We start from the raw sequence: 15912 nt of genomic DNA, 5'->3' as shown, positions 1-15912 counted from the left end.
CACCGGTGGTCCGGCCGGTGCCGCCCACGCGCGCGTACGGCGGGTTCAGCTGGGCCGGGCCATCGCCTTGACGAAGGCGCGTTCCACGTCGGCGGCGGAGAGCACGCCGTAGATCTCGCCGGACTCCTCCACGACCAGGTACTCGGTGGCCGGGGCGGCGCGGAGGGCGTCGAGGAGGTCCTCGCCGGCGAGCTCGGCGGAGACGCGCATGCCGTCGGTGAGCTCCTGGGCGAGCCCGCTGACGGCGACCCAGGGGCGGCGGTGCTCGGGGACGCCGACGATGGCGGCCTCACGGACCAGGGAGAGGGGCTCGCCCTGCGCGTCGACGACGACGAGGGCGCGGGCACCGGCGTCGTTGGCACGCCGCAGGGCTTCGGAGAGCGGGGTGTCGGTCTCGACGGGCACCGCGCGGCGGGTGAGGGCGCGGGCGCGCAGTTCGGGCAGGTGCTCGCGGAGCCGGGCCATGCGCAGGCTGTTGCCCGCGCCGGTCCAGATGATCGCGGCGAGGATCGCGGCGAGCAGGGCGTCGGTGACGGTGTCCACGCCGCCGAAGTCGTCCGGGTCCGTGCCGAGCGCGCCGGACTGGGTGAGCAGCGGCAGCCCGATGAGGACGGAGACGGCGAGGGCGCGGCCGACCCAGGCGGCGGCGATCGTGCCGGTCATGGGCTTGCCGGTGATCTTCCAGACGACGGCCCGGAGCATGCGGCCGCCGTCCAGGGGCAGACCGGGCAGCAGGTTGAACACGGCGACGATCAGGTTGGAGATCATCAGCCCGGCGAGCAGGACGCCCGGGACGGTGCCGGGCTCGACGCCCTGCAGGGCGAGGTAGAACACGCCCGCGAGGACCAGTGACAGCAGGGGGCCGACGAAGGCCAGGACGAACTCCCGGCCCGGGGTCTCGGACTCCTTCTCGATCTCCGAGACACCACCGAAGAACTGCAGCTGGATCCGGCGGACCGGCAGCTTGTAGCGCAGGGCGGCGACGGTGTGGGCGAGCTCGTGGACGAGGACGGAGGCGTAGAAGGCGACCGCGAAGAACAGCGCGACGAGGTAGCGGGCACCGCCGAGCTCGGGCAGGACGCGGTCGAGCTGACCGCCGAACACCCAGGTGATCAGCGCGGCGACGAGGAACCAGCTGGGCGCCACGTAGACGGGTACGCCGAAGGGGCGCCCCATGAGGATTCCGCCGCCGGGTTCCTTGGGCCGCTGCGGCGGCCTGGGTGATCCGGAACCGGAGGTGGCGCGGTTGCGGGCGGTTGCGGTGTCCTGGCGCCCGGCGGGCACCGTCGCGTGCCGGTGGGGCAGGACCGGATCGGGGCCGCCGTCCGCCGGACGCTCGTCGTTCCGCGGGGGAGCGCCGCCCGCCGGACGCTCATTGCCCCGCGGGGGCGCGTCGCCCGCCGGCGGGCGGATATCGGCCGTGGGGGCCGGGGCTGTGGTGTCCGGGCGGTGGGCCGCGGGCGCGGGAGACGCCGTCGGGCCGTCCGGTCCCGGGGCCGGCTCCGGGACCGTCCGGCCGTCCTGCTGGGTTGAAAGCCCGGGACCCTCCGGTTCGCCGGCGCGGGGATCCGCCGCGGGTGAGGCATCGGGAACCGGCGCCGTCGGGGTGGTGCGGCCGGCCGCCTCCTCGGGGGCCGCCGGGCTGACGCGGTCGGCCGTGTTCTCGGGGGCCGGCCGGTCGTCGCCCGGCTCCGCCCCCGGGCGTGCGGTGCCGGCAGCCGGTGCCGACGGCCCCGCAGGGTGCTCGGTCGCCTCGTCGCTGCCGGATCGCGGCTGCCCGCTCCCGCCGCTCTGGTCCACGATGTCCCCTCGATCGAAGCGTCCTCCGCCGCCGGTCCTGCGGGGCGGAGGGGGTCCGTGGTCGATGCTATGCGGTCGTCCCCGCTCGTTCCGCCCCGGCACCCTTTCTGTTCCCCGCGCCGTCGTACGAGAGACACGCGCTCCGCTCACCGGGCCGGGCAGCCGGCGGACGATCTTCGCCGGGCGCCGTTCCCGTGCTGCCGTGATCTCTTCGGTCCGCCGTCTGTCAGTGCCGGGCCGTATGGTCTGTGGTCATGGAAACCCGCACCGACGGCACCGGCTCCGCGGCAGTGAGCGGTGCCGTGGCCCCCGCGCCCCCGGCCTCGCTGTCGCCCTCGCGCGCCAGTGACTTCATGCAGTGCCCGCTGCTCTACCGGTTCCGGGTGATCGACAAGCTGCCCGAGAAGCCGAGCGAGGCGGCCACGCGCGGGACGCTGGTGCACGCGGTGCTGGAGCGGCTCTTCGACGCGCCCGCCGCCGAGCGCACCGCGCCGCGGGCCAAGGCACTGGTCCCCGGCCAGTGGGAGCGGCTGCGCGAGTCGCGGCCGGAGGTCGCGGAGCTGTTCGCGGACGATCCCGAGGGCGAGCGGCTGGCCCGCTGGCTCGGCGAGGCGGACAAGCTGGTCGAGCGCTGGTTCACGCTGGAGGACCCGACCCGGCTGGAGCCGGCGGAGCGGGAGCTGTTCGTCGAGGCGGAGCTGGACTCGGGGCTGCGGCTGCGCGGCATCATCGACCGGGTCGACGTGGCGCCCACCGGCGAGGTCCGGATCGTCGACTACAAGACCGGCAAGGCGCCGCGGCCGGAGTACGCCGAGGGTGCCCTGTTCCAGATGAAGTTCTACGCCCTGGTGGTGTGGCGGCTGAAGCAGGTGGTCCCGCGCCGGCTGCAGCTGGTGTACCTGGGCAGCGGGGACGTGCTGACGTACGACCCGGTCGTCGCGGACCTGGAGCGCGTCGAGCGCAAGCTGCTCGCCCTGTGGGAGGCGATCCGTCTCGCCACCGAGACCGGTGACTGGCGGCCGCGGCCCACCAAGCTGTGCGGCTGGTGCGACCACCAGGCGGTGTGCCCGGAGTTCGGGGGGACTCCCCCGCCGTATCCGCTGCCGGTCGGGGCGCCCGGGGCCGAGGGGGACGCCCAGGGCAGAATGGGGCGGGACTAGCGAAGGAGACTCATGTGGCCATCCGTGTCCTACTGGTCGACGACCAGCCGCTGCTGAGAACCGGCTTCCGGATGATCCTGGAGGCGGAGCAGGACATCGCGGTCGTCGGTGAGGCCGGAGACGGCCTCCAGGCGCTCGACCAGGTGCGTGCGCTGCAGCCCGATGTGGTGCTGATGGACATCCGTATGCCGCGGATGGACGGTGTCGAGGCGACCCGGCAGATCACCGGGCCCGGCCGGGACGGTCCGGCGAAGGTGCTGGTGCTGACCACCTTCGATCTCGACGAGTACGTGGTGGAGGCGCTGCGCGCCGGTGCCAGCGGCTTTCTGCTCAAGGACGCGCCGGCCAACGAGCTGGTGCAGGCGATCCGCGTGGTGGCGGCGGGTGAGGCGATGCTCGCGCCGAGCATCACGCGCCGGCTGCTGGACAAGTACGCGACGCATCTGCCCTCCGGTGACGAGCCGGTCCCCGACACGCTGCACACGCTGACCGACCGTGAGGTCGAGGTGCTGAAGCTGGTGGCGCGCGGGCTGTCCAACGCGGAGATCGCGGCCGATCTGTTCGTCAGCGAGACCACCGTGAAAACGCATGTGGGTCATGTGCTGACCAAGCTGGGGCTGCGGGACCGGGTGCAGGCCGCGGTGTACGCGTACGAGAGCGGGCTGGTCCGTCCCGGCGCGCAGTAAGCAGTAAGCAGTAAGCAGCAGCCGTACGACACGACACACGGCAGGGCGCCCCTTCGTCACCGGACGAAGGGGCGCCCTGCCGTCTGTGCGGCACGCGTCAGTCCTTGCTGATCTCCCAGAACCGGAACACCGTCGACGCGTCGAGGCAGTACTCGAGGCCGTACACGTTGTCCCGGACGACGGCGTACTGCTTGGCCTGCCAGATCGGGAGGACGGGCACGTCCTCGGCGACGATGTTCTGGAGCTCGGCGTACTCCTTCTCGGTCATCGAGCGCTCGGTCTCGCCGGCGGTCGCCGGCAGCAGCGTGCCGGTGATCGTCTTGTTGGTGTAGTTGTTGCTGAGCACGTTCCCTTCGCCGAAGAAGGGGCTCGTGAAGTTGTCCGGGTCCGGGTAGTCGGGCACCCAGCCCTTCACGTACACGCCGTACTTGCCGTCGGCGATGTCCTTCTCGTACTGGTCGAAGGGCACGGACTTGACGTTCGCCTGGAACAGACCGCTGGCGTTCAGCTGCTCGGCGATCGTCTTCAACTCCTGGTCGGTGGCGGGACCGTAGCGCGTGGGCGTCGACCAGAGCGTCAGTTCGACGGGAGCCGTGATGCCGTCGGCCTCCAGGGCCGCCTCGGCCTTCTCCTTGGAGGGGCGGGCGCCGTAGGTGTCGAAGAAGGCCGTGTTGTGGCCGGTGATGCCGGCCGGGATGATCGAGTACAGCGGGGTGGCCGTGTTCTTGTAGACCTTGTCGACCAGGGCCTCGCGGTCGAGCAGGTAGGCGATGGCCTCGCGGACGCCGGCCTGGCCCGCCACGGGGTCGTCCATGTTGAAGACCAGGTGCTGCACCTCGGCGCCGGTGCCGTCGACGGTCTCGATGGCGCTGTCGGTGGAGGTGTCCGCCTCGATGTCGGAGATGTCCTCGGCGGTCAGACCGCGGTAGGCGATGTCTATCTCGTTGTCGAGGACGGCCTTCTTCAGGGCGTCCTGGTCGCCGTGGAAGAACTTCATGGTGACGCCGGAGTTCTCCACATGGGCGTTGCCCTTGTAGTTCTCGTTGACGGAGAAGACGGCCTGGTCCTCGCCGTAGGACTCCAGCTTGTAGGGGCCGGAGCCGACCGCCTCGCCGTCCTCGCGCAGCCCGTCGGCGTCGTAGGACCGGTGGTCCACGATCGAGCCGGCGCCGGAGGCGATCTTGCTGGGGAAGGTGGCGTCCGCGTACTTGAGCTTGAAGACGACGGTCTTCTCGTCCGGCGTCTCGACCTCGTCGAGCATGGGGAACATGACCGCCGGGCCGTCGGCGTCGTTGATCTTCAGCATGCGGTCGAAGGAGAACTTCACGTCCTTCGAGGTGAGGGACTCACCGTTGCTGAACTTCAGGCCGTCCCGCAGCGTGCAGGTGTACTCCTGGGTGCCGGTGTCGGTGAAGGAGCAATCCTTGGCGGCCTCGGGCTCGGGTTCCGTGGCGCCGTTGGGGAAGCTCAGCAGCGACTGGAAGACGTTGTTGAACAGGAGCCAGGATCCGGGGTCGTAGCCGGAGGCGGGGTCGGTGGCGAGGACCTCGTCCGACATCCCCATGACCACTGAGGAGCCGTCGGAGGAGTCACCCGTTTCCGAGCCGCAGCCGGCGAGCAGGCAGACGGCGAGTCCGGTGGTGAGGGACAGAACCGGCAGATTGTTGCGCATGTTCACGTACGTGTGCCTTGTGTCGTCGGGTCGCGAGAGCTCCGGGCCCGGCGATGCGGGCCCGGAGCGGGGGTGGTGGTCCTACGTGGGGGGTCCTGAAGTGGGGGGTGGTCCTGCAGTGGGGGGTTGTTCCGTGGCGGCGTGTGGGTACGTCAGCCGCTGACGCCGTGGCCGAGCTCCCAGAGCTGCAGCGTGGACGTGGAGTTGAGGGCCCATTCGGCCCCGGTGACGTCGTCCCTCACGGCGAGGTACTGCTTGCCCTGCCACAGCGGCAGAACCGGTACGTCGTCGGCCACTTCGTCCTGCATCTCCGTGAGGCTCTCCGCGGCGTTGAGGCGGTCGGCCTCGCGGCGGGACTGGGGGATGAGGGTGTTGCGGATCTCGCTGTTGGCGTACGGCGACCCGAGGAAGTTGTCCTTGTCGAGGAACGGCGCCAGGAAGTTGTCGGCGTCCGGGAAGTCCGGGAACCAGCCCAGGCCGTAGACGGCGTACTCGCCGTCCAGCTGGGCGGGGCGGAAGGCCTCCCAGGGGGTGCCCTCGATGTCGACGTCGAACAGGCCGCTGGCGTCGAGCTGCTTCTTCAGCTCCTCGAACTCCTGCTTGGTGGCGGTGCCGTAGTGGTCGGTCGTGTAGTGCAGGGTCAGCTTCACCGGGGTGGTGATGCCGGCCTCGCTGAGGATCGACTCGGCCTTGTCGGTGTCGGGCTCGCCGTACTTGTTGAAGAAGGAGTTGGAGTGGCCGGTGATGGAGGCCGGGACGAGCGAGTAGAGCGGTTCGGCCTGGGCGCCGTACACCTCGGCGACGAGCTTGCCGCGGTCGATGATCTGGGCCATGGCCTGGCGGACGGCGCGGGACTTGACCGGCGCGGCGTCGGTGTTGAAGGCGAGGTAGCGGATCTCCAGGCCGGGCGCCTCGACCGTGTCGATGTCGCCGGACGAGGAGGCGGCGAGCTCGTCGGTCTGCTGCGACGTCAGGCCGCGGGCCGCCAGCTGGATGTCGCCGTTGGCCAGCGCGGTGCCCATCATCTCGGCGTCGTCGAAGGAACGCAGCTCGACCTTGTCGTTCTTCGGGTCCAGGATGCCCTTGTAGTCGGGGTTCTTGGTGAAGACGGCCGAGACGAGTTCGTCGTTCTTGACCTCGGCCTCGAAGGTGTACGGCCCGGAGCCGTCGACCTCGAAGCCCTCGCGGAGCTTGTCCTTGTCGTAGTCGTCGGGGTTGAGGATGCCCGCGACGGGGGTCGACAGCTTGTAGGGCAGGGTGGCGTCCGGGCCGTTGAGGTGGAAGATCACCTCACGGTCGCCCTTGGTCTCCACGAGCTCGATGGTCGACAGCAGACCGGACACACCGCTGTCGGTGTTCAGGGCACGCGCGCGGTCGATGGAGAACTTCACGTCCTCGGCGGTGACCGGGTCGCCGTTCGCGAACGTCAGGCCCTCACGCAGGGTGCAGGCGTAGCGTTCGTTGCCGCTGTCGGTGAAGCCGCAGCTCTCGGCGGCCTCGGGCTCCGGAGCGCCCTCGCCGCGCGGCTGCGCCATGAGGGTCTGCACGGTCTGGCGCAGGATGTTCCAGGTGCCGACGTCGTACGCGTACGCCGGGTCCAGCGGCGCGGGCGTCTTCTTGGACGCGGCGACCTGGTCGGTGGTGCCCACGACGATCGCGTCCCCGCCGCCGTCCCCGCCGTCGGATCCGCCGCAGGCGGCGAGGGCGGGGGTGAGCAGGCCGATCACGGCCGGCAGCACCAGGGTCTTGCGCTTCATGCTCGTGTTTCTCCAGAGCTGTCGATGGCGTGGACCCGGCGGCGGGGGTGTGCGGACGGGTCAAGGGGTATGCGTTGTTCTCGCCACGACATTAGACCGAACCAGGAGTGTCGCCCGCTGGCACCGGAGTTGAGTTCTCGTCATACCTCATCACGCTGTGGAACCGGGTGCGGACGCACTGAAAAGGCGGTCGACAGAGGGATTGGTGCAGGCTGCACCAATTCGGACACAAGGGAGCACCGAACGACGCTGAGCAGGAGAAGCGGGCAGTTTTCAGCCCCGCTGCCGCCCCCTCCTCAAGTGGTGAACGTCACAGCGGTGAACGGGCCGGACGCTATCGGAATTCGGCGACCTGGGGCCGCCGAATTCCGTGCGTCGACGATCTCCGGCTTTACCGCGTATTCCATTCCGTACGCCAGGTGATCGCCTGTCGCATTTCCGTGATCAGGCCGGCATCAGGCCGTCATCGGCTGCCATCAGGCCGCGGAGAAAGGGCAGATCGACTTCTTCCAGTGAACGGACGACCGTGCGCCGGACGGCGGCGGCGATGGGCGCCACCGAGGGAACGGCGACCACCCGGCAGCCCGCCGCCTCCGCGGCCGCGACACCGGTGGCCGTGTCCTCGATCACCGCGCACGCGGCCGGATCGGCGCCCAGCCGTGCCGCGGCCAGCAGATACGGGTCGGGGTGCGGCTTGGTCCGCTCCACCTCGTCGCCCGCGACGGTGAGCGTGAAGTGCTCGGGGCCGAGCGAGGTGAGGACCCGGTCGATGATGCGCCGGTGGGAGGCGGAGACCAGGGCGGTGGGCATGTCGTGCGCGGCGAGTTCCGTGAGGAGCCGGGCGGCGCCCGGCATCAGCGGCAGCGTGCGCCCGATCCGGTCCTCGAACCCGTCGTTGAGCAGCACGGTGAGCTCGGCGAGGGTGATGTCCGCGCCGGTGGCCTCGATCAGGAATCCGGCGCTGCGGGTCATGGGACCGCCGACCACGACATGGCGCCAGGAGTCGTCGAGTGTGTGACCGAGGCCGGCGAAGACCTCGACCTCGACGTCCCACCAGAAACCCTCGGTGTCCACCAGGGTTCCGTCCATGTCGAGGAGCACGGCCTGCAGCGCCGAACCGTCGGCGGCACTCGTACCTGGCGCGGGGACCGTTGTGGTCATCCGGGCGCACCTCCTTGGGGGACGAGCAGGCCGGTTCCCGTGCGGGGAACCGGCCTGCTGCGATGGACCGACCAGTGTACGACTCCGGCCGCCGGAGCGCCTTGTGCGGCGGCTGCGCAAGAGCGGTGACACGGCCTTGGTCGACGCCGTGCCCCGCGGAGCGCTCAGCGGGCGTTGAAGTACTTGGCCTCGGGGTGGTGGATGACGATGGCGTCGGTGGACTGCTCGGGATGGAGCTGGAACTCCTCGGAGAGCGTCACGCCGATCCGCTCCGGCTGGAGCAGTTCGGCGATCTTCGCGCGGTCCTCCAGGTCCGGGCAGGCGCCGTAGCCGAGGGAGAACCGGGCGCCCCGGTACTTCAGATCGAACATGTCCTCGACGGCCTCGGGGTCTTCGCCCGCGAAGCCGAGCTCGGCGCGCACGCGCGCGTGCCAGTACTCGGCGAGCGCCTCGGCCAACTGCACCGACAGGCCGTGCAGTTCGAGGTACTCCCGGTAGGCGTTGGCCTCGAAGAGCTCCGCGGTCCTCTCACCGATCTTCGAGCCGACGGTGACCACCTGCAGCCCGACCACGTCGGTCTCGCCGGACTCCTCCGGGCGGAAGAAGTCCGCGAGGCACAGCCGGCGGCCGCGGCGCTGGCGCGGGAAGGTGAAACGGGTGCGCTCGTTGCCCGCCTCGTCCAGCAGGATCAGGTCGTCGTCCTTGGAGACACAGGGGAAGTAGCCGTAGACGACGGCGGCTTCGAGGAGGTTCTCGGTCTGCAGCCGGTCCAGCAGGCCGCGCAGCCGCGGCCGGCCCTCGGTCTCGACCAGTTCCTCGTACGTCGGGCCGTCGCCGGTGCGGGCCTGCTTCAGCCCCCACTGGCCCTTGAACAGCGCGCCCTCGTCCAGCCAGGAGGCGTACTCCTTGAGCTGGATGCCCTTGATGACGCGGGTGCCCCAGAACGGCGGGGCGGGCACGGGGTTGTCCGTGGCGACGTCCGAGCGCACGTGCCCCTCCTCGGGGCGCTCCTCGACGACCGTCTGCGCCGTGGCCCGCACCCGGCGCTGCTTCAGCTCCGGCAGGGTCGCGCCGGGCACGCCCCGCTTGACCGCGACGAGGGCGTCCATCAGGCGCAGGCCCTCGAACGCGTCGCGGGCGTAGCGGACCTCGCCCTGGTAGATCTCGTGCAGGTCCTGCTCGACGTACGCGCGCGTGAGGGCGGCGCCGCCGAGGATGACCGGGAAACGGGCGGCCAGGTCGCGCTGGTTGAGCTCCTCCAGGTTCTCCTTCATGATCACCGTGGACTTGACCAGCAGGCCGGACATGCCGATGACATCGGCCCTGTGCTCCTCGGCCGCCTCGACGATCGCGGAGACGGGCTGCTTGATGCCGAGGTTGACCACGTTGTAGCCGTTGTTGGACAGGATGATGTCGACGAGGTTCTTGCCGATGTCGTGCACGTCCCCGCGCACGGTGGCCAGCACGATGGTGCCCTTGCCCTCGGCGTCCGACTTCTCCATGTGCGGCTCGAGGTGGGCCACGGCGGCCTTCATCACCTCGGCCGACTGGAGCACGAACGGCAGCTGCATCTGGCCGGAGCCGAACAGCTCGCCGACCACCTTCATGCCGTCCAGGAGCGTCTCGTTGACGATGTCGAGGGCGGGGCGCTCGGTCAGGGCCTCGTCGAGGTCGGCCTCGAGGCCGTTGCGCTCGCCGTCGATGATGCGGCGCTTGAGGCGCTCCTCCAGCGGCAGCGCGGCCAGTTCCTCGGCCTTGGACGCCTTCAGCGACTTGGCGGTGGCGCCCTCGAACAGCTGCATGAGCTTCTGCAGCGGGTCGTAGCCCTCGCGGCGGCGGTCGTAGATGAGGTCGAGGGCGGTGGTGACCTGCTCCTCGTCGAAGCGGGCGATCGGCAGGATCTTGGACGCGTGCACGATCGCCGAGTCCAGGCCCGCCTTGACGCACTCGTCCAGGAAGACCGAGTTGAGCAGGATGCGCGCGGCCGGGTTGAGGCCGAAGGAGATGTTCGACAGGCCCAGCGTGGTCTGCACGTCGGGGTGGCGGCGCTTGAGCTCGCGGATCGCCTCGATGGTGGCGAGGCCGTCCTTGCGGGACTCCTCCTGACCCGTACAGATGGTGAAGGTCAGGGTGTCGATGAGGATGTCCGACTCGTGGATGCCCCAGTTGCCGGTGAGGTCGTCGATCAGCCGTTCGGCGATCTCGACCTTCTTCTCCGGGGTACGGGCCTGGCCCTCCTCGTCGATGGTCAGCGCGATCAGCGCGGCGCCGTGCTCCTGCGCCAGCCGGGTGACCTTGGCGAAGCGGGACTCCGGGCCGGCGCCGTCCTCGTAGTTGACGGAGTTGATGACCGCGCGGCCGCCGAGCTTCTCCAGGCCCGCCCGGATCACCTCGACCTCGGTGGAGTCCAGCACGATGGGCAGCGTCGAGGCGGTGGCGAAACGTCCCGCCAGCTCCTCCATGTCGGCGACGCCGTCGCGGCCCACGTAGTCGACGCACAGGTCGAGCATGTGGGCGCCCTCGCGGATCTGGTCGCGGGCCATCTCCACGCAGTCGTCCCAGCGGCCGTCCAGCATGGCCTCGCGGAACTTCTTCGAGCCGTTGGCGTTGGTGCGCTCGCCGATCGCCAGGTACGAGGTGTCCTGGCGGAACGGCACCGTCTGGTACAGGGACGCGGCGCCCGGCTCCGGACGCGGCTCGCGCTCGGTCGGGGTGAGCCCGCGGACCCGCTCGACGACCTGGCGCAGGTGCTCGGGGGTGGTGCCGCAGCAGCCGCCGACCAGGGACAGGCCGTACTCGCGGACGAAGGTCTCCTGGGCGTCGGCCAGCTCGGGGGCGGTCAGCGGGTAGTGGGCGCCGTCCTTGCCGAGGACCGGCAGACCCGCGTTCGGCATGCACGACAGCCGGACCCGGGAGTGGCGGGAGAGGTAGCGCAGATGCTCGCTCATCTCCGCCGGGCCGGTGGCGCAGTTCAGGCCGATCATGTCGATGCCGAGCGGCTCCAGCGCGGTCAGCGCCGCACCGATCTCCGAGCCCAGCAGCATCGTTCCCGTGGTCTCCACGGTCACCGAGACGATCAGCGGCAGCTCGAGCCCGGCGACGTCCAGGGCGCGGCGGGCGCCGAGGACGGCGGCCTTGGTCTGCAGCAGGTCCTGGGTGGTCTCGACGAGGAGGGCGTCGGCACCGCCGGCGATCATGCCCTCGGCGTTCTGCTGGTAGGCGTCCCGCAGGGTGGTGTACGGGGCGTGCCCGAGGGTGGGCAGCTTGGTGCCCGGGCCCATCGAACCCAGCACCCAGCGCTGCTGCCCGGTGCGCCGCGTGAACTCGTCGGCGACCTCGCGGGCGATCCGGGCACCGGCCTCGGACAGCTCGTGCACGCGGTGCGGGATGTCGTACTCGCCGAGGGCGGAGTGGTTCGCGCCGAACGTGTTGGTCTCCACGCAGTCCACGCCCGCGGCGAAGTACGCCTCGTGGACGGAGCGGACGATGTCGGGGCGGGTGAGGTTCAGGATCTCGTTGCAGCCCTCGAGGTTCTCGAAGTCCTCCAGGGTCGGCTCCTGGGCCTGGAGCATGGTGCCCATCGCCCCGTCGGCGACCACGACGCGCGTGGCGAAGGCGTGGCGGAGGGCGTCGGACCTGGTCCGGCTGTCGGAGGCGGGGGACGGGTTCGGCGACGAGGCCATGAAGGTGCTCCCTGGAGTGCGACGGCTGTCGGCTTTGCGCCTTCCCACGGAAGGCGCACGCGGCCAGGGTAGCCCGGAGTGGCGTAACCCGGTCAGGGGCGTCCACGAGCCGGACGGGCGGTCATGCGCCCTCGACATGCGGTTTACTCCGACGGCCACCTGGAACGGCGCAGGACACGGCCGTCCCGTCGGCCCGGCTCCGTATCGGGAGCCCGTGCGCGTGCGCTTCCGAGCCGCTTCGGAGTCACTCTGGACTTCGCCCTGGAGTTCGCTCTGGCGAAAAGGTGGCCTCCACCGTTGGCCGCACCCTGCCGCCGACGGGTAGTGTTCGGCATTGCCGAACGGTGTCAGTGGAGCCGCGCACCGACGGCTGAAGGGGACGGAGGCAGGAGGCGATGGCACGGAACATCCAGTCGCTCGAACGGGCGGCCGCGATGCTGCGGCTGCTCGCGGGCGGCGAGCGACGGCTCGGCCTGTCGGACATCGCCTCGTCGCTGGGTCTCGCCAAGGGCACCGCCCACGGCATCCTGCGCACTCTTCAGCAGGAGGGCTTCGTGGAACAGGACGACACCTCCGGCCGCTACCAGCTGGGCGCGGAGCTGCTCCGCCTCGGCACCACCTATCTCGACGTCCACGAACTGCGGGCGCGCGCCCTGGTGTGGACGGACGACCTGGCCCGCGCCAGTGGCGAGAGCGTCTACCTCGGGGTGCTGCACCAGCAGGGCGTCCTCGTCGTGCACCACGTGTTCCGGCCCGACGACAGCCGGCAGGTCCTGGAGATCGGGGCCATGCAGCCGCTGCACTCCACGGCCCTGGGCAAGGTGCTGTCGGCGTACGACCCGGTCGCGCACAGCGAGATGGTGGAGGGCGAGCGGAAGGCGTTCACGGACCGGACCATCAGCACGCCGGACGAGCTGGAGCAGGTTCTCGACCTCACACGCGCGCGTGGGTACGCGGCCGACGTCGAGGAGACCTGGGAAGGCGTGGCGTCCATCGCCGCGCCCATCCACGACCGGCGCCGCATGCCGGTCGGCGCGGTCGGCATCACGGGCGCCGTGGAGCGCATCTGCCGGGACGGCGAGCTGCGCCCGGAGCTGATCGCCGCGGTACGGGACTGCGCCCGCGCGGTCTCCCGCGACCTGGGGGCGGCGCGCTTCTGAGGCCCGCGCGGCAGCGGCCGCACGCCGACCTCGCGCGACGGTGACCGCACCCGTCGAACGGGGCGAGGACGCACACGGAAGGCCGGGGTGCCAGTCAGGCGCCCCGGCCCTCCGCCGTACCGCCGCGCTGCCGTACGCGCGCGTGCCCGCCGTTTCCCCTGCACGCACCGGGGTGAAGGCGGGCAGCGATCAATAACGATCGTGTTTTGGATAACTGACCTCTTGACGTGCATATGGGGCCAGGACAAGACTCCCGTCCATCGGTCGGCATTGTCGAACACCTACCGGCAATACGCGTTAGAGTGGGACAACGCCAAGGGCCGGCATCGCTCTCATCCCCGAGAGCGCGAACCACCGGAGGGACCCGGGGTTCGCCTTCCCCTGGACGAAGGACAAAGGAGTCGCGGGTGTCCAGCTCCGACATCTTCATCGGCGAGACCATCGGTACCGCCGTGCTCATCCTGCTGGGCGGCGGTGTGTGCGCCGCCGTCACTCTCAAACGCTCGAAGGCGCAGAACGCCGGCTGGCTCGCGATCACGTTCGGCTGGGGCTTCGCGGTCCTGTCCGGCGCGTACCTGGCGGGCGGGGTCTCCGGCGCCCACCTGAACCCGGCGGTCACCGTGGGTCTCGCGATCCAGGGCGGCACCGAATGGAGCGACGTCCCGCTCTACCTGGCCTCGCAGCTCCTCGGCGCGATGATCGGCGCCGTCCTGGTCTGGATCGCGTACTACGGGCAGTTCCGGGCCCATCTGACGGACCCCGAGATCCTCGCCGCGCAGCCGGTCGAGGAGGGTCTGGTCGACCAGAGAACCGCGCCGAAGGCGGGCCCCGTGCTCGGCGTCTTCTCCACCGGACCGGAGATCCGCAACGCCGCGCAGAACCTCGCCACGGAGATCATCGCCACCGTGGTGCTCGTCCTGGTGATCCTGACCCAGGGCCTCAACGACAACGGCAACGGCCTCGGGGTGCTGGGCGCCCTGATCACCGCGCTGCTGGTCGTGGGCATCGGCCTCTCGCTCGGCGGTCCCACCGGCTACGCCATCAACCCCGTCCGTGACCTCGGTCCGCGCATCGTGCACAGCCTGCTGCCACTGCCGAACAAGGGCGGTTCGGACTGGGGCTACGCCTGGGTCCCGGTCGTCGGTCCGCTGATCGGCGGCGCGATCGCCGGCGGCCTCTACAACATCGCCTTCAAGTGACGCGTCGGCCACGCACCGTCATGACACCCGAGAACGCCTCCAAGAGCCAGAGCCACGAAGAAGCAGGGAGCACCCCCGTGACCGACGCCCACACCGCCGGCCCCTTCATCGCCGCCATCGACCAGGGCACGACCTCGTCCCGCTGCATCGTGTTCGACCGGGACGGCCGTATCGTCTCCGTCGACCAGAAGGAGCACGAGCAGATCTTCCCCAAGCCGGGCTGGGTCGAGCACGACGCCACCGAGATCTGGACCAACGTCCAGGAGGTGGTCGCCGGGGCCATCGAGAAGGCCGGCATCACCCGCGACGACATCAAGGCCATCGGCATCACCAACCAGCGCGAGACCACCGTGCTGTGGGACCGGAACACCGGTGAGCCCGTCCACAACGCCATCGTCTGGCAGGACACCCGCACCGACGCCCTCTGCCGCGAGCTCGCCCGCAACGTCGGCCAGGACCGCTTCCGCCGCGAGACCGGCCTCCCCCTCGCCTCCTACTTCGCCGGCCCCAAGGCCCGCTGGCTGCTGGACCACGTCGACGGCCTCCAGGAGCGCGCCGATGCGGGCGACATCCTCTTCGGCACCATGGACTCCTGGGTCATCTGGAACCTGACCGGCGGTGTCGACGGCGGCAAGCACGTCACCGACGTCACCAACGCCTCCCGCACCCTGCTGATGAACCTCCACAGGATGGAGTGGGACGAGCGCATCTGCAGCTCCATCGGCGTGCCGATGCAGATGCTGCCGGAGATCCGCTCCTCCGCCGAGGTGTACGGCGAGGTCAGCGGCGGCAGGCTGGGCGAGCTGCTCGGCGGCATCCCGGTCGCCTCGGCGCTCGGCGACCAGCAGGCGGCCCTGTTCGGCCAGACCTGTTTCTCCGAGGGCGAGGCCAAGTCCACGTACGGCACCGGCACCTTCATGCTGATGAACACCGGCGAGAAGATCATCAACTCGTACAGCGGGCTGGTGACCACGGTCGGCTACCAGATCGGCGACCAGAAGCCGGTCTACGCCCTGGAGGGCTCCATCGCCGTCACCGGCTCGCTGGTGCAGTGGATGCGCGACCAGATGGGGCTGATCTCCACCGCCGCCGAGATCGAGACCCTGGCGCTCTCGGTCGAGGACAACGGCGGCGCGTACTTCGTCCCGGCCTTCTCCGGCCTGTTCGCCCCGTACTGGCGCTCCGACGCCCGCGGTGTGATCGCCGGTCTCACCCGGTACGTCACGAAGGCGCACCTCGCGCGCGCCGTGCTGGAGGCCACCGCCTGGCAGACCCGCGAGATCGCCGACGCCATGACGAAGGACTCCGGCGTGGAACTCGCCGCCCTCAAGGTCGACGGCGGCATGACCTCCAACAACCTGCTGATGCAGACCCTCTCGGACTTCCTGGACGCCCCCGTGGTGCGCCCGATGGTCGCCGAGACCACCTGCCTCGGCGCCGCCTACGCCGCCGGTCTCGCCGTCGGCTTCTGGTCCGGCACGGAGGACCTGCGCGCCAACTGGCGCCGGGCCGCCGAGTGGACCCCCCGCATGGACGCGGAGACCCGCGACCGTGAGTACAAGAACTGGCTCAAGGCCGTCGAGCGGACCATGGGCTGGATCGACGACGAGAGCTGACGAGCACCCACCCCTCAC

At 70.5% G+C, this 15912-nt stretch carries 10 protein-coding genes; 5 read left to right on the top strand and 5 right to left on the bottom strand.

Going from position 1 to position 15912, the window contains the following annotated elements:
• Nucleotides 1-45: 45 nt before the first annotated feature.
• Nucleotides 46-1800 (bottom strand): site-2 protease family protein, encoded by a 1755-nt coding sequence (locus IE242_RS13590; RefSeq protein ID WP_189858802.1) that lies wholly within the window; start codon nt 1798-1800, stop codon nt 46-48.
• A gap of 254 nt (nt 1801-2054) precedes the next feature.
• Here IE242_RS13590 and IE242_RS13585 point away from each other — a divergent pair, with 254 nt between their 5' ends.
• Complete coding sequence (locus tag IE242_RS13585) at nt 2055-2960, top strand: RecB family exonuclease (protein WP_189858800.1); 906 nt, start codon at nt 2055-2057, stop codon at nt 2958-2960.
• A gap of 14 nt (nt 2961-2974) precedes the next feature.
• Nucleotides 2975-3646, top strand: a complete 672-nt coding sequence (locus tag IE242_RS13580; protein ID WP_020141342.1) for a response regulator — start codon at nt 2975-2977, stop codon at nt 3644-3646.
• A gap of 97 nt (nt 3647-3743) precedes the next feature.
• Here IE242_RS13580 and IE242_RS13575 read toward each other — a convergent pair whose 3' ends face one another.
• The 4 genes from IE242_RS13575 to metH form a co-directional block, all read right to left on the bottom strand.
• Nucleotides 3744-5318, bottom strand: coding sequence for an ABC transporter substrate-binding protein (locus IE242_RS13575; RefSeq protein WP_373299517.1), 1575 nt, complete (start codon nt 5316-5318; stop codon nt 3744-3746).
• 152 nt (nt 5319-5470) lie between these two features.
• Nucleotides 5471-7075, bottom strand: a complete 1605-nt coding sequence (locus IE242_RS13570; RefSeq protein ID WP_189858795.1) for an ABC transporter substrate-binding protein — start codon at nt 7073-7075, stop codon at nt 5471-5473.
• A 444-nt stretch (nt 7076-7519) separates the two neighbouring features.
• Nucleotides 7520-8236: an HAD family hydrolase gene (locus IE242_RS13565; protein WP_189858793.1), complete on the bottom strand. Its 717-nt coding sequence runs from the start codon at nt 8234-8236 to the stop codon at nt 7520-7522.
• 164 nt (nt 8237-8400) lie between these two features.
• Entirely contained in the window at nt 8401-11919 is a 3519-nt protein-coding gene (metH, locus tag IE242_RS13560) for a methionine synthase (RefSeq protein ID WP_189858792.1), read from the bottom strand.
• A gap of 395 nt (nt 11920-12314) precedes the next feature.
• On the opposite strand from metH, the gene IE242_RS13555 reads away from it, so the two are divergent.
• The 3 genes from IE242_RS13555 (at nt 12315) to glpK (ending at nt 15894) form a co-directional block, all read left to right on the top strand.
• On the top strand, nt 12315-13079 hold the full coding sequence (locus tag IE242_RS13555; RefSeq protein ID WP_189858790.1) for an IclR family transcriptional regulator: 765 nt from the start codon (nt 12315-12317) through the stop codon (nt 13077-13079).
• Between the two features lie 407 nt (nt 13080-13486).
• Entirely contained in the window at nt 13487-14278 is a 792-nt protein-coding gene (locus tag IE242_RS13550) for an MIP/aquaporin family protein (RefSeq protein ID WP_189858788.1), read from the top strand.
• A 77-nt stretch (nt 14279-14355) separates the two neighbouring features.
• Entirely contained in the window at nt 14356-15894 is a 1539-nt protein-coding gene (gene glpK, locus IE242_RS13545) for a glycerol kinase GlpK (protein WP_189858786.1), read from the top strand.
• Nucleotides 15895-15912 lie beyond the last annotated feature (18 nt).

Source organism: Streptomyces poonensis (genome assembly GCF_014650915.1).
Taxonomy (GTDB): Bacteria; Actinomycetota; Actinomycetes; order Streptomycetales; family Streptomycetaceae; genus Streptomyces; species Streptomyces poonensis.
Note: the sequence above shows the minus strand (reverse complement) of the source record. Positions and strands in the feature narration are given on the sequence as shown.